At 71.2% G+C, this 14082-nt stretch carries 8 protein-coding genes and 1 pseudogene; 5 read left to right on the top strand and 4 right to left on the bottom strand.

All coding sequences use genetic code 11. From position 1 onward, the window contains the following. Positions 1–129 precede the first annotated feature (129 nt). Entirely contained in the window at positions 130–651 is a 522-nt protein-coding gene (locus ACIQ6Y_RS20470; RefSeq protein WP_404040724.1) for a hypothetical protein, read from the bottom strand. 164 nt (positions 652–815) lie between these two features. On the opposite strand from ACIQ6Y_RS20470, the gene ACIQ6Y_RS20465 reads away from it, so the two are divergent. Beyond that, positions 816–1799: a hypothetical protein gene (locus ACIQ6Y_RS20465; RefSeq protein WP_404040721.1), complete on the top strand. Its 984-nt coding sequence runs from the start codon at positions 816–818 to the stop codon at positions 1797–1799. Between the two features lie 70 nt (positions 1800–1869). On the opposite strand, the gene ACIQ6Y_RS20460 is transcribed toward ACIQ6Y_RS20465, so the two are convergent. Then, a complete protein-coding gene (locus ACIQ6Y_RS20460; protein ID WP_404040719.1) occupies positions 1870–2532 on the bottom strand; it encodes a hypothetical protein in 663 nt (220 codons plus the stop codon). Between the two features lie 813 nt (positions 2533–3345). Between ACIQ6Y_RS20460 and ACIQ6Y_RS20455 the strand changes: the two genes are divergently transcribed. Then, on the top strand, positions 3346–9573 hold the full coding sequence (locus ACIQ6Y_RS20455; RefSeq protein ID WP_404041528.1) for a DNRLRE domain-containing protein: 6228 nt from the start codon (positions 3346–3348) through the stop codon (positions 9571–9573). A gap of 222 nt (positions 9574–9795) precedes the next feature. Beyond that, positions 9796–10365 carry a hypothetical protein gene (locus tag ACIQ6Y_RS20450; protein ID WP_404040716.1) on the top strand — a complete coding sequence of 190 codons (570 nt, stop codon included), beginning with the start codon at positions 9796–9798 and terminating at the stop codon, positions 10363–10365. A 35-nt stretch (positions 10366–10400) separates the two neighbouring features. Here the strand turns inward: ACIQ6Y_RS20450 and ACIQ6Y_RS20445 are convergent, their stop codons facing one another. Continuing rightward, a complete protein-coding gene (locus ACIQ6Y_RS20445) occupies positions 10401–12296 on the bottom strand; it encodes a protein-arginine deiminase domain-containing protein (protein ID WP_404040714.1) in 1896 nt (631 codons plus the stop codon). Between the two features lie 112 nt (positions 12297–12408). Next, positions 12409–12831: pseudogene (locus ACIQ6Y_RS20440) on the bottom strand (carbonyl reductase); the annotation flags it as partial. Between ACIQ6Y_RS20440 and ACIQ6Y_RS20435 the strand changes: the two are divergent. Further along, on the top strand, positions 12737–13486 hold the full coding sequence (locus tag ACIQ6Y_RS20435) for a LysR substrate-binding domain-containing protein (protein ID WP_404040711.1): 750 nt from the start codon (positions 12737–12739) through the stop codon (positions 13484–13486). The pseudogene ACIQ6Y_RS20440 and the gene ACIQ6Y_RS20435 sit on opposite strands and share 95 nt — an antisense overlap. Position 13487: 1 nt before the next feature. Then, positions 13488–14066, top strand: coding sequence for a Type-2Aa cytolytic delta-endotoxin (locus tag ACIQ6Y_RS20430; RefSeq protein WP_404040708.1), 579 nt, complete (start codon positions 13488–13490; stop codon positions 14064–14066). Positions 14067–14082 lie beyond the last annotated feature (16 nt).

Genomic DNA, 14082 nt, shown 5'->3' with positions numbered 1-14082 from the left:
CGCCGAGAACGGCGAGGGGCGTCGAGGACGGCCAGGGGCGTCGAGGCCCGGGCGCGGCGGGTGTGCCCGCGCCGCCGCCCCGTCCCCCGTTGCGGGGGCGGCGGCGCGGGACGTGCGGAGCCGGTCGCGTCAGCAGACCGGCAGCGGGTCGGTCTCGCTGTAGATGTCGGTGTCCTTCATCCAGCCCCAGGCGCCGTTGTCGGCCTGCGTCCACTCCCAGCGGTAGGGGTGGGGGCCGCCGATGTAGCCGCCGTTGTCGGAGCGGCAGGTGAACCAGGACGGGTTGCTGTACATGCGGCCCACCAGTTTGGCCTCGCCGCCTTCGTTGATGTAGACGCCCGCACCGGAGACGTTGTTGCACCACCAGTGGCTGGAGGAGTACCAGCACGGCGAGGCCTGGACCCGTAATCCGTCGCCGACGAGGGCGCCGGCCTCGTGCCCGCGCGTCTTCGCCGTCGTGACGACCGGGCCCCGGGACGCCGGCGGCACCGCGGTGACGGTCGCTCGGGTCGCGGGCGCGGCGTCGGTCGTCGCGGCCTGCGCGACCGGGGCGACCGGGGCGGCGGAGGCCGTCATGGCGGTGCCGCCGAGCAGCGAACCCGCGAGCGCGAGTGCTCCTCCCGCCGCGAGCGCCGCCTGCCTCAGACTCATCTTGCGTTCCACGCTTCTTCCCTTCCTGGACGGAGGTGGAGCGTGCGACGGACCGCGTCGCACCGTGCGCCCTCCGAGGGGGCACGCCTTTACTTTCTCGGCTGCGCGCGCCCGGGGCGAAGCTTTCGAATATCCTCGAAGCGTCGTCGCCAGGGGGGGGACTTGTGACGGACCATCTGCTGCAACTCGGGGATTTCGATCAGGTGTCGGTGCAGGTCGGCCTGCATCCGGGCGCGACGCTCTTCTGCGCTCTGCAGGACACGATCGGCAGCGGCAGCAAGGGGCTGCCCGCGCCTTGGCGGCAGGCCGTCCGGGCTGCGATTCCTGCCACGGCGCTGGACCGCGTGCGGCCGGTGCTCGGCCCGCAGGTGTGCTGGGCGCCCGACGCGCTGGGGCTGACCGGGAACCTCTCCCTCGACCGGCTGGACCAGGTGGCGGAGGATCTGCACGGGCGCGACCCGGACGAGCTGGCGGGGGAGGTCGTCACGCACTTCCAGGGCTCGCCGCCGGCCTTGTGGCGTGCCCTCGTCGACGACCCGCACGGCTTCCTCGCCGCGTACGTCCGGGTGGTGGCCGGCCTGTCGGAGGCCCTGGCCCCGCGCTGGCACGGCGCCCGCCGGCTCCTGGCGCGCGAGGTCGAGCGGGTCGGTGTCGCCGCAGTGACGGACACGCTGGACGCCCTGCTGTCGAGCCTCCCGGGGCCCGTCCACTTACGCGGCGACGCGCTGCGGATGCCGGATCCGCGGGCCGAACTGGGCCTCCAGGGGCGCCGGTTGATGCTGATCCCCATGGTCGCGGGAGCCGGCTCGAGCCTGAGCAGCCTGGACCGCAGGGACACCGTCTGGTTCGGCTACCCCGTCCCCGGCCTCGGCGACCTCGGCGCGGAACCGGCCGCGCCCAGGGACGGGGACCCGCTGTCCCTCACCCTGGGCGTCGTACGCGCCACGATCCTGCGCCGCCTCGTGCAGCGCCCGTCCGTCGGTGAGATGGCGAATGAACTGGGCCTCGGCGCCAACACCGTGACGTACCACTGCGACCAGCTCGCCGCCGCCGGCCTCCTCCACCGCGAACGCCATGGCCGGCGCGTCCTCCTGCTCCCCACCGAACGGGGCGCGGCCCTCGTCGATCTCCTGCTCCCGCACCGCTGACGCCTGCCCTCGGCTGTCAGCTTCATGGCGGACGCCGATGCGGTCCGGACCGTCGGTGGCCGTCACCTGGCTACGGCAGGACGTTCAAGAACGCAAGGATCTGTCGTGGTCCGGCGATCAGCAGCGCGGGGATGAAGGCGGCAACTGCGTAGCACCAGGGGCGCAGCAATGCAGGCGCATCGAGGTGGGCGAGCAGGGGCTGGACCGCCCATACGGAGCCAAGGGCTGCCAGAGCGGCCAGCGACAGTCGCACCGACAGCCGCAGCGTCTCCCGCGTGACCGACACCGGCACAGCGTCCCGTAGCGCGCTTTCGGGCAGCATCGCACCGACACGCCCTTCGGCATACCGCTCGCCCATGGTCAGCAGCGTGCTGCCCAACCTCTTCAGCGCCGCGTCCTGGTCGGTGTCCAGGCCCACGAGATCGCGGCGCAGCGCACCGGCGACAAGCGCGCAGTGCTTCCGGCTGACCGCGTGACGCGGGGAGGAGCGGGCCATCGTCCCGACGGTGCGATGTGCGGCCAGCACGCCCCGCTCGATCAGACGGCACCGGCGATCGAGTCGGCGCAGCAGTGGAGGTCGCACCGCCGGAGCTGTATCCAACAGTTCGACGCACAGCAGGACGGCCCTTGCGGTGCGCACGGTGAGCCGATGGCGCGCGGATATGCCTCCCACGCGGGTATTGCGGATCGCCCATACGACGAGGAGCCACGGCAGCGTGAGGAGGGCCAGCATCAGGTAGACGTTGGCCAGGACGCCGCCGATGAAGTACGGACCGTGAAAGACGGAGCGTGGTCTGCCCGGAGGCTGCCGCGTTCACATAGACCGGTAGTGGCAGCATCGCGTCGAGAACGGCAAGAAAGCCCGGAAGGCCTCCCCAGCCGGTCACGTCCAAGCGGTGCGTGTGAACTGCCTGCGTCAGGTGGCCGATTTCCGCATCCGGGGACGACAGACGGGATGCGGCGTCCCGCAGCGCGCGGACCTCGGCCGCCGCCTCCTGTTCACGAGCTCGGCGTCCTTGCACTTTAGGTACTTGGTTGCAGGGGCGGGAAGCGCTCTTGACGGTGCCGGAGCAGTTCGCGGCGTGACGTCAAAAACATTCGCCCGCGCGACCGTCCTGCCCCTGGCAGAGCGGTGAGGCCCGGCTACAAGCCAACTGCCGTGCTCTTCGAGCGGGGCAGGCTCTACACCGTCGAGCTTCCCGGAAGCAACTCCGCACCACGCAACACCACCATCACCGCCACCGGATGGTCGGCTGCACCACGAGAGCGGACACGATCCGAGGCTGTGCACGCTCCGTTGAAACGTGAGGTAAATCACTCCAGGGTTCGGCGAGTCGAACGCTGACTTGATCAACTAACGCTGTCTTTGAGCCTTTTTGACGCTCTGTAAGTTGCGCGTGAGCCGCAGTCTTGATCATGCGGCGCGTCGCATCATGTCTTCAGAATCGGAAACTTCATGAGAAACCACACGTTCGCGCCTAGATGGCGTGAACAGGCCTGGTTCGGAGGGCCCAGCCGGTACGTCGCCGGTGGCATAGCCCTGGCCATGGCCGTCACCCTCCTGGACGGGGCCGGCACCGCTATGGCGGCCGGGCGCCAGGGGCACGACTCCGCGCCGAAGCAGTACGCGGCGCAGGCGGCGGACATTCCGTCGGCCCGGATCGCCGCACGGCTCTCGGGCAAGCGGGTCGAGGCGCTGTCCGAGCGCACCGAGACCTCGACCACCTGGGTCAACGCGAACGGTTCGCTCACCACCGAGATCGCCGCAGGCCCGATCCGCTTCAAGGACCAGGACAGCGGCGACTGGCGCGCCGTCGACCTGGACCTGGTCACCGACAGCTCGGGCGCGGTCGTACCCAAGGCCCACCCCCGCGGCCTGCGGATCGCCGGCAAGTCCGGCACCCCCGCCCGCTCGCTCGAGGCGGCCCAGGGCGCCAAGGCCGTCGACCTGGTCACCCTCGGCGACGGCGACAACGGCATCACCCTCCAGTGGAAGGGCGGTCTGCCCAAGCCCAAGCTGGACGGCACCCGGGCCGAGTACACCGAGGCCGTGCCGGGCGCCGACGTCATCGTCGAGGCGACGCGTACCGGCTTCGAGCAGTTCGTGGAGATCAAGAAGAAGCCGGCCGCCGACGGCTTCTCCTACACCCTGCCGCTCAAGGCCAAGGGCCTGAACGCGAAGGTGCAGGCCGACGGCAGCGTGTTGTTCACCGGCCGGAACAACAAGAAGACCGCGGTGATGCCCGCCCCGGTGATGTGGGACTCCACCGTCGACCCCGTCTCCGGCGAGCACACCCGCCGGGTCGAGGTCGGCATGAAGGTGGTCCGCAAGGGCGGCACGATCGACCTGGTCATCACCCCGGACGCGAAGTTCCTCGCCGACCCGAGGACCAAGTACCCGGTCACGGTCGACCCTTCGACGTCCGCGCTGTCCAACGTGTTCGACACGTACGTGCAGCAGGGCGAGACGGTCGACTGGTCCAACGACGTCGAGCTGGACCTCGGCAACCCCGGCACCAAGAACGCCGACGGCACCTTCCGTACGGCGCGTTCGTTCATCTCCTGGAACACCTCGCCGGTCTCCGACGCCCTGATCAACAGCGCGACCCTGTCGCTGTGGAACTTCCACTCCGGCAACTACACCGGCTCCTCCTGCCCGAACCAGCCGTGGGAGGTGTGGTCCACCGGGGCCGCCTCGACCTCCTCGCGCTGGACGGCTCAGCCGACCTGGACCGCGAAGAAGGCCACCTCCTCGGAGACGCGGGGCAACGCCTCCTGCAGCACCCAGCCGGACGGCTGGATCAACGCCGACGTCACCACGCTGGTGCAGGAGTGGGCGTCGGCGAAGGCCGCGAAGTCCCACATGGGCCTGCGCGCCTCCGACGAGGCCGTCACCGGGCAATGGAAGCGCGTCAACTCCGGCAACGCCGCGTCGAACCCGCCCAAGCTGACGGTGAACTACAACTACCGTCCGCGCACCGGCACCGACCAGCAGGCCGGCCCGCCGTTCTTCAAGGACTCCGCCGGTACGTGGTTCGTCAACACCACGACGCCGACCCTGCAGGACACCTTCGTCGACCCCAACAACGACAAGGTCGACGGCACCTTCCAAATCTTCGACAACGCCACCGGTACGCAGGTCGGGGACGTCCTCGTCTCGCCCTTCGTGGCCTCCGGGCAGCCGGCCGCGGTGAAGGTTCCCGCGGGGCTGCTGACCAACGGCAAGACGTACAAGTTCCGCACGTCGCCGTACGACGGCCAGCACTACAACACCGGCTGGTCCGCGTACGCGTACTTCACCGTCGACACCAGCGCCCCCTCCGCGCCCACCGCGGTGACCTCCACCGACTACCCCACCGACGCCTGGGTCAAGGGCGTCGGCCAGAGCGGCGACTTCACCGTCACCCCGCCCTCCGGTGACCAGAACGGCATCGAGTGGTCGCTGGACGGCGCGGTCTGGGAGAAGGTCCCGACCAGCGGCACCACTCCGGTGAAGATCACCCTGGCGCCCGAGAAGGCCGGTACCAACGTCCTCCAGGTCCGTGCCACGGACAAGGCGGAGAACAAGTCCGACACGGTCTCGTACACCTTCCACGTCGGCCCCGGCGGTGTGACGCTGCCCGACGACGGAACCCGCACCGCGGCCCGTGTGCCGCTGGCGGCGGAGGCCGAGTCCCCGAAGTTCGACGCCGTGACCTTCCAGTGGCGGCGCGGCGACGCCGACGCCTGGGTGAACCTCCCGGCCGGCGACGTGACCTCGGGCGGCACCCCGGTGGCCTCCTGGCCGCTCGCGCTGTCCTCCGGCAAGACCCCGCAGCTCACCTGGAACGCCACCTCGACCGTCGACCCCGACGGCGTCGTCCAGCTGCGCGCGCAGTTCACCGGCCCCGCGGGCGCGACCGGCGCCTCCGACCCGGTCGGCGTCGTGGTGGACCGCAACGCCGACGGCGCGGCGAGCGAGAGCATCGGCCCCGGCTCGGTCAACCTGCTGACCGGTGACTACACGCTTCCCGGCGGCGACGCCTCGTTCTTCGGCATGAGCGTCACCCGCAGCGCCTCCTCCCGTTCCCCGCAGGCCGGAGCCGCCAACGAGCAGGCCCCGATCTTCGGCAAGGAGTGGCTGTACAGCGCCGCTGCCGACCAGATCACCACCCCGTTCTCGTACCTGCACAAGACGTCGGCGACCTCGCTGAGCATCGGCCTCGCCGGTGACGACAGCCAGATGCACTTCACCGCCAACGCGGCGCAGACCGGCTGGATCGCGGAGCCCGGCTCCGAGGACTACACCCTCACCGGCGGCTTCGGCGGCGACTTCACCCTGAAGAGCACCGAGGGCGGCACCACCACCTTCGTCCCCGTCGAGGCCGGCGGCAGCACCTGGCGGGCCAGCGCGACCTGGGTCGAGGGCGTGGACAACTCCACGACCACCACGGTCTCGGAGACGGTCACGGTCGGCGAGACCATCGTCGCCCGGCCCAAGAAGATCATCGCCGGCAACTCGGCGGTGTCCAACTCCTCCTGCGCGGCCGACTCCACCGTCAAGGGCTGCCGCGTCCTGGAGTTCGTCTACGCGACCTCCACCACCGCCACCGCCTCGGCGTTCGGCGACGTGAAGGACCAGGTGTCCTCGATCAGGCTGTGGGCGACCGCCCCCGGCGCCTCGGCGTCCACCGCGACCACGGTCGCGCGCTACGCCTACGACACCGACGGCCGGCTCCGCGAGACCTGGGACCCGCGGATCTCCCCGGCGCTGAAGACCGCGTACGGCTACGACACGACCGGGCGGATCACCTCGCTCAAGCCCGCGGGCCAGCTGCCGTGGTCCTTCACCTACGGCCAGGCCGGCTCCAGCCCGGCGTCCGGCCCCGGCATGCTGCTGAAGGTCTCCCGCGCGACGCTCACTCCGGGCAGCGCCGACCAGACCAACGGCACCGCCACCACCAACGTCGTCTACGGAGTGCCGCTGACCGGCACCGCGGCGCCGGAGAACCTGGGCGCCACCGCAACGGCCTCGTGGGGCCAGTCGGACACGCCCACCGACGCAACCGCGGTCTTCCCGCCCGACCAGGTGCCCGCCTCCAACGACGGCTCCTCGCTCACCGCGGGTGACTACGGCCGGGCCGGCATCCACTACCTGGACGCCAGCGGCCGCGCGGTGAACAAGGCCGAACCGGGCCACCGCCTGTCGGTCACCGAGTACGACCGCTTCGGCAACCCGGTGCGCACCCTGTCCGCGGCCAACCGCGAACTCGCGCTCGGTGCCACGACCGCGCTCAAGGACAAGCTGACGGACCTGGGCATCGGGTCCCTGGCCTCCGCCGAGCGCGCCCAACTGCTGTCCAGCGTCTCGGTGTTCGACGCGAACGGCGAGCGCGAGACCGACACCTACGGTCCGCTGCACCGCGTCACCCTGGCGGCGAACCTCACCAGCGGTACCACCACGCTGGCTGCCGCCGGCACCCAGCTGATGGCACGTCAGCACACGGTCCGGGAGTTCGACGCGGGCCGTCCCACCGACGGCACCGCCGTCGTCCGTGACCAGGTCACCAAGGTCACGGTGGGCGCGCAGCCCCGCTCCTGGCCCACCCTGACGGCGGACCCGCGCGTCACCACGACCGCCTACGACTGGGCCAAGGGCCAGCCGACCAGCTCCACCGTCGACCCGGGCGGCCTGGCGATCACCACGACCACCGCCTACGACGCCCAGGGCCGGGTGATCCGCGAGTCGCAGCCCGCGTCCACCGGCTCGGACGCCGGCACCACGGTCGTCACCTACTACACCGCGGACGGCACCGGCACCTGCGGCGGCAAGCCGGAGTGGGCGGACCAGATCTGCCGCCTCGCCCCGGCCGCCGACATCACCGGTGGCGGCTCCAACCCGGCCCAACTGCCGACCAAGGTCCTGGAGTACGGGCAGTTCGGCCAGGCCACCAAGATCATCGAGACGGCCAACGGCGTCACCCGCACCACCACGACGGGCTACGACGCGGCGGGCCGGGTCACCACCCTGACCGTCTCGGGCGGAGTCGGCGCGGCCGTCCCCGTGAGCACCACGGCCTTCGACGACGCCACCGGCCTCCCGATCAGCGCCACCTCCCCGACCGGCGGCACCATCAGCAGGACCTACGACCAGCTCGGGCGTCAGATGACGTACACCGACGCGGACGGGGGCACCACCACCACCAAGTACGACGCGCTCGACCGGCCGACGACCGTCACCGACACCGTGCCGTCGACCACCACCTACACCTACGACACCGCCGTCGACCCGCGCGGTCTGCTCACCTCGATGACGGACTCCGTGGCCGGCACGTTCACCGCCCGGTACGACGAGGACGGCCAGCTGGTCACGCAGGGCCTGCCCGGCGGCTACACCACGCAGGACGTCATCGACCCCGCGGGCACGACCACCGCCCGCACGGTCACCCGCAACAGCGACAACTCCGTGGTGATCGCCGACAGCGTCACCCAGACGGTGCACGGCCAGACGGCCACCCACGCCGGAACCCCGGGCGTCACCGCCTCCCAGGCGTACACCTACGACAAGGCCGGCCGGCTGACCCAGGCGCAGGACACCGCCACCAACGCGGTCTGCACCACCCGTGCCTACACCTTCGACAAGAACTCCAACCGCAAGACGCTGGCCACGGCCACCGCCGCGGTGAACGCCGACTGCACCCTCACCGGCGCCACCACCACGTCGTTCACCTACGACACCGGCGACCGGCTGATCGCCACCGGCTACGTCTACGACGCGTTCGGCCGCACCACCGCCAAGCCGGGCACCACGCTGGCGTACCACGTCAACGACCTGGTGCAGCAGCAGACGGCGGGCACCGAGCGGCAGACCTGGACGCTGGACGCCGCCCTGCGCTACCGCTCCTGGACCACGGAGGCCAACACCTCCGGCACCTGGGCCCAGACGGCTTCCCGGCTGAACCACTACGACTCCGACGGGGACAGCCCCCGCTGGATCGTGGAGAGCACCAGCGGCGGCGCGGTCAGCCGCAACGTCGAGGGCCCGGACGGCACCCTGGCGGCGACCACCGCCAAGACCGGCGGCACGGTCCTGCAGCTGGCCAACCTGCACGGCGACATCACCCTGCAGCTCCCGGCCGACACGGCCGTCGCCCCGACGGTCCTGGACGCCGACGAGTTCGGCAACCCCCGCGCGGGACAGGCGAAGACCCGCTACGACTGGCTCGGCGCGCACCAGCGCTCGTCGGAGACCGTCACCGGGCTGAAGCTCATGGGCGCCCGCCTGTACGACCCGGCCATCGGACGCTTCCTGTCCCTCGACCCGGTCCGGGGCGGCAGCGCCAACGCCTACGACTACGCCAACGCCGACCCGGTCAACCAGTTCGACCTGGACGGCCGTGTCTCGGCCTGGCGCAAGAAGTACGAGGAGGCCAAGGCCTGCAGAGCGCTGGGGGCCGGTGGCTGCGCCTTCGCGACCATGCTGTCCGGAGTCCTGCTGTGGAAGCTCCCCGGAAGCAAGTCCCGCAACAACGCCCTGCGGCACTTCATCTGGATGTCCGCGCTGACCTTTTTCTTCGGCTGGCGTGCGGCCAAGCGGCTCGGAGACGCCCATGAGTACGGGCAGACGAGCGCCGACTCCCAGAAGGACCAGTTCAACAACCGGGTGGCGCGCAACTTCGTCGCCAGCAGCTACAACCGGTACTGGATGCGGTACTACAACAACCGCGGCTACCTGTTCCAGTACCTGTACTACGCCGGCAGCTGGCTCTACAACAACCATTACCTGAAGAGGTGATCCCGCAGCGGTCATGGGACTCTCGCGTCCGCTGACCTGCTGACCTGGCCGACGGGTGCCGGGGCAGGCCCTTTCGAGGGCGTGCCCCGGCACCCTCGTGTCACCACCGGCCGGTTCCCTCCTTCGCACCCTCACCTCGTCCGGTCGCCGAACTCCTCCTGATTTCGCCTCCGGACCCGTCCCCCAGCCTCCGACCCCTCCACGACCTCCGGGAGACCCCCCATGCCGCTGCCGACGCGCCCCGTCCGGCCGCTCGCCCTGCCTGTCGCACTGCTCCTGGCCACCGCCCTGATGACCGCCGGCCTGACCGGCTGCTCCGCGCTGTCCCCGTTCAACACATGTGACGACACGGAGGCGCGGCTGCAGGACCTGCGCTCGCAGCCGATCCTGAACTCCGTCCCCGAAGGGGCGACCGCCCCGAAGGGGCTCGACTCGGTCGACTCGCGCTGCATCGACGACAGCGGCGACGCCTGGCTGTACGCCGCGCGCGTCTACGCCTTCCCCGGCTCCCGGCAGAAGGTCGTGGACTTCTACCGCACCACCGCCAAGGCGGACGGCTGGCACCTGCAGCACGACCCCGTAGATCCGAACACCCCCGAAACGACGGCGGGCCTGTGCTTCACCAAAGGCGGGGACGGCGAAGCCCTCCTGCTGACCGTGCAGTTCACCACGGCCGACGACCTGAAGTTCGAGTACGACTACGACGCCGGGCCGGAGTTCGACTCCGGCTCCGGCTTCGAGATAGAGGTCGGCTCCGAGACGGACGGGGCGAAGACGGGCTGCTTCGACTGACGCCTCTGGGCTCCTCGGAGCGTCCTGCCGGTCGGTCAGACCCCCCACCAGGGTGCCGAGGTGTCCCGCAGGGTGTTGGTTCCGCAGTGCACCTCACCCATGCCGAGGTGGTACGTGTACCAGTCGTCGATGTAGGAGACCTTCATCCCTGCGTTGTTGTACGCCTTGCTCACGGCCGCGGTGAAGATGTCCTTGCCGCCGACGACCGGGCCCCACTGGCGCGGGGCGAGGTAGCGGTCGCGGGCCAGCAGGATGCCGTTGACCGCGCCGGGGACGTAGGCGCTGGTCATCATCGTCGGGGCGGCCGCCGCGCCGTCGCGGGCGAGCAGCCGCTGCTGGCCGTGCGCGGCGGCTGCGTCGACGGTGCCGCCGATGCGCTGGAGCAGTGGCATCCGGCTGCCGGTGAGCGTGGTGTCGATGCCCCGGGTGTACAGAGCGGGCACACGCACGATCTCGGCGTCGGTGACGCCGGTCTCCCGCTTGAGGATGTCGAGGTTCGCCTCGATACGGGCGGCGGCCAGGTCGTTGTCGGCGATCAGCTTCCGGGAGGCGAGCGCCTGCGCGATGGTCTCCTGCGGCGCCAGCATGCCGTCGAAGGGCTTCACCGAGAACATCTTCGCCCCGCCGTGACCGTCCCGCTTCGCCGCCCGCAGCAGGTCCAGCCCGGCCTTCGGGTCGGCGACGCCGATGCGCCAGCCGCGCGGGGTGTCGGCGGGCAGGAACTGCACGAACTCGTCGACGTGCCCGACGTGCAGCCAGGACGTGTCCAGCAGCAGCGGGTTCTGCATCCCCTGGGACCTGAGCAGCGTACGGATCTCGCTCGACGGCCGGACGCCGCTGCCGTCCTTGCGCTCGCCCATGATGATCCGCCCGGCCGGATAGGAACGGCCGTTGTGCGCGTACGGCGGGATGGTCTCCAGGTTGCCGTAGGAGTTCAGCGTCTCCCAGCCCTGCATGTCCCGTCCGTGTGCCTGCACCACGCCGGTGCCGGGGCCGCGCAGCCTGGCGTACAGCTCCCGCCCGGCGGGACGGTCCTGCGCGGAGCGCAGCATGACCCGTATCGCCTGCTGCCGGCCGCCCGGCCGGGGCATGCTCACATACGCGGGCTCCACGAAGTCCTGCGCCCAGATGTCGCCGTAGGACGTGAACTTGACCACCGACGCGGTGATCCCGGCGTCCTTGGCCCGCTGCTCCAGGCTCCTGACGAAGGTCTGCTGGCGGCGCGCCCAGGGCTCGCCGCCCTTCACCTCGGTGACCAGGAGCCGCTGGGTGTTCTGCAGGTTGTGGTGGGTGAGCAGCGGCGCGGCGCGCAGCGTCACGTCGTCGCTCGCGGTGCCGGCCGCGGAGGTCACGGTCAGCCGGATCACCGCGCGCCCGTCCCAGACGCGGCTGTCGCGGATCACGTCCCGGCCCTCGACGCCGAACTCCACGCCCCCGCGCAGCTCCTCGGCGGTCAGCCGGGTCTGCGAGGTGACGAGCGTCCAGGCACCGGCCCGCTTGACGTACACCCGCACCTGCGCGGCGCCGGTCGTCACCTGGACCCGTCCGGTCGCGTCGTCGGGCAGGCCGGCGGCCGGCACCGAGCGCACCCGTGCCAGATCGGCGGCGTCCGCCGTGCCGTTGACCTTGGTGTCGGCGGCGTCGTTGCAGCGGGCGAGCACGGTGTCGGAGACACCGGGGCCGAGGACGGCGCGGCAGCGCCGTGCGTCGTCGTCGATGTTGGGCAGGAACAGCGCCCCGCGCCCGACGGACCAGGTGTCCTCTCCGTCCTCGTCCGCCGTGCCGGTCACATCGACGGTTCCGTTCCGGTCGACATCGGCCCGCAGGTCGATCCGGAGAGGTTCGGCGGCCTGCGCCAGCGCGGGCGGCGCCAGCACCGCTCCCGCCGCGGTGAGGGCGAGGATCACTCGCCCGGCTTGTCTTGTACGCACCTGTCGCGTCCTTTCGTTCCGCGGTTGCCACCGGGGAAGAGGGAGAAGACGCGCTGGGCGTTGAGTCGGGATCGCGCCAATGAACTGACGGTGTATCAGGAGTGCGGTGAGGTCATCCAGCGGGCACGCGCCCGCCCGTTGAGGGCGTGAGCATCCGGTCCTGCTCCACCGGAGGTGTGCCGTCGTGCCAGGCCAGGGCCCTGCCGAAGCGGACCAACTCGCCGTACAGGGCGGGATCGACGCCCTCGGCGAAGACCAGGTCGAGCACGGCCGCGGCGGCCCGGGCCGGTGACTGTGCCTGGCTGTAGTCGCTGAACCAGGGGCGGGGGGTGGCGGTGTCGACCATGCCGGGGCACGCGGACGCGATCGGCGTGCCGGTGGCGAGGTCGCGTTCGCGGCGTTCCGCCGCGAGGGCTGGGACGGCGGCGACCTGAGCCACCTTGGACGGCACGTTCAGCCAGACCGGCCAGCCGGCCTCCTGCGCGGCCTTGCGGCGGACAGCGCTGCGCCACGACTCCACGGCGTACTCGACCTCGCAGCACCCCGCTCTGGTGCGCGCCCTGCGGGCCGGCACCCTCGACCTCGCCCTGCTCGCCTCGGCACCGCCGTTCAGGCCGCCGGACGCCGAGTTACCGCCGCTCGAACTGCAGACGCTCACGGAACGTGACCTCTGCCTGGCGGTGCCTGCGACCCACCCACTGGCCCGCGGCGACTTCGTCGACGTGGCCGACCTGCGCGGGCAGCGCTGGATCGCGGGCTCCTCCTCGGCGGAGGACCGGCTGATGGGCGTGTGGCCGGGCCTGGACGAGCGGCCGGACATCGCCCACACCGCCCGCGACTGGCTCGCCGAGCTCCAACTGGTCGCCGCGGGCTGCGGACTGACCACGGCCGCCCGTCGTGCTCGCCTCCGCCGCGCCGGCGGGCGTCCGCGTCCTACCCGTCAGCCGCGCCACCGGGCGTCTGCGTCCTGCACGTCCGCGGTGGCGCGCAGGAACAAACGCCGCCTGCTCCTGGCCCGCCTTCCCCACCCGACCATGGAGCCGGTCTCCCGCGTGGCGGCCGCCCTGTGCGCGCCGGCCCTCGCCGCCGACCCACCCGTTGCCCCCTCGCCCTCCCCCGGGGGAGCGGTCTCGTGCACCGGCAGGCATACTGACGCCTCACCCGTGCAACAAAATGTTGAAGGAGAGTGAGTTGGCAGCCTGCTTCAGGACCGTCACCGTGGTGGAAGAGGGACATCAGGCCCAAGCGGAGGCGCTCAAGTGCGCCTTCCAGGAGGCGATCGCACCCGCCACCGTCAACTACGACTTCACGCACATCCGCGATGCCGCCGCCGTGCTCCCCGACAGCGACATCATCAAGGTCGTCCGCGGCTGGAGGCTCCAGGAGGAAGCACCCATCCTGGTCATGGTGCTCTCCCTCAAGGAGGCGGTCCGCCAGGCGCTTCCGCCCGAGGCCGCTCAGGCGTCGTTCTGGGACACCATCGAACGCGACCTCGTGGACGCCTTCACCGGCCTCACTGCGCAGGAGGGCCAACCGGGCCTGGCCTACTACGAGGAGGAGCCGGACCGCACCAGCTACTACCGCGATCTGTTCTTCGCCCTCCAGGACGACGACGCCGGCGCGTACCTGTACGCCGTCGCCTTCTGCGCCGACGTCACCGTGGGCTTGGGCAAGAGCCGCGTGGGGGCCCTGGGCCTCACCGACACCGCACCGTTCGCAGTGGAGCTCAACGCGATCGTCATGCGCCAGAAGCTGGCGAACATGGACTGATTCTCCGGCCGACGCC

Origin of the sequence: Streptomyces sp. NPDC096205 (assembly GCF_044763135.1) — a bacterium.
GTDB lineage: Bacteria > Actinomycetota > Actinomycetes > Streptomycetales > Streptomycetaceae > Streptomyces.
The sequence above is the reverse complement of the archived record's forward strand: the minus strand, read 5'-3'. Positions and strand labels throughout refer to the sequence as shown.

Excerpts from the sequence above, each read along its gene's own strand:
- ACIQ6Y_RS20470 (WP_404040724.1), bottom strand. The coding sequence starts at position 651 with ATGAGTCTGAGGCAGGCGGCGCTCGCGGCGGGAGGAGCACTCGCGCTC.
- ACIQ6Y_RS20450 (WP_404040716.1), top strand. The coding sequence starts at position 9,796 with ATGCCGCTGCCGACGCGCCCCGTCCGGCCGCTCGCCCTGCCTGTCGCA.
- ACIQ6Y_RS20455 (WP_404041528.1), top strand. The coding sequence starts at position 3,346 with ATGGCCGTCACCCTCCTGGACGGGGCCGGCACCGCTATGGCGGCCGGG.
- ACIQ6Y_RS20460 (WP_404040719.1), bottom strand. The coding sequence starts at position 2,532 with ATGCTGGCCCTCCTCACGCTGCCGTGGCTCCTCGTCGTATGGGCGATC.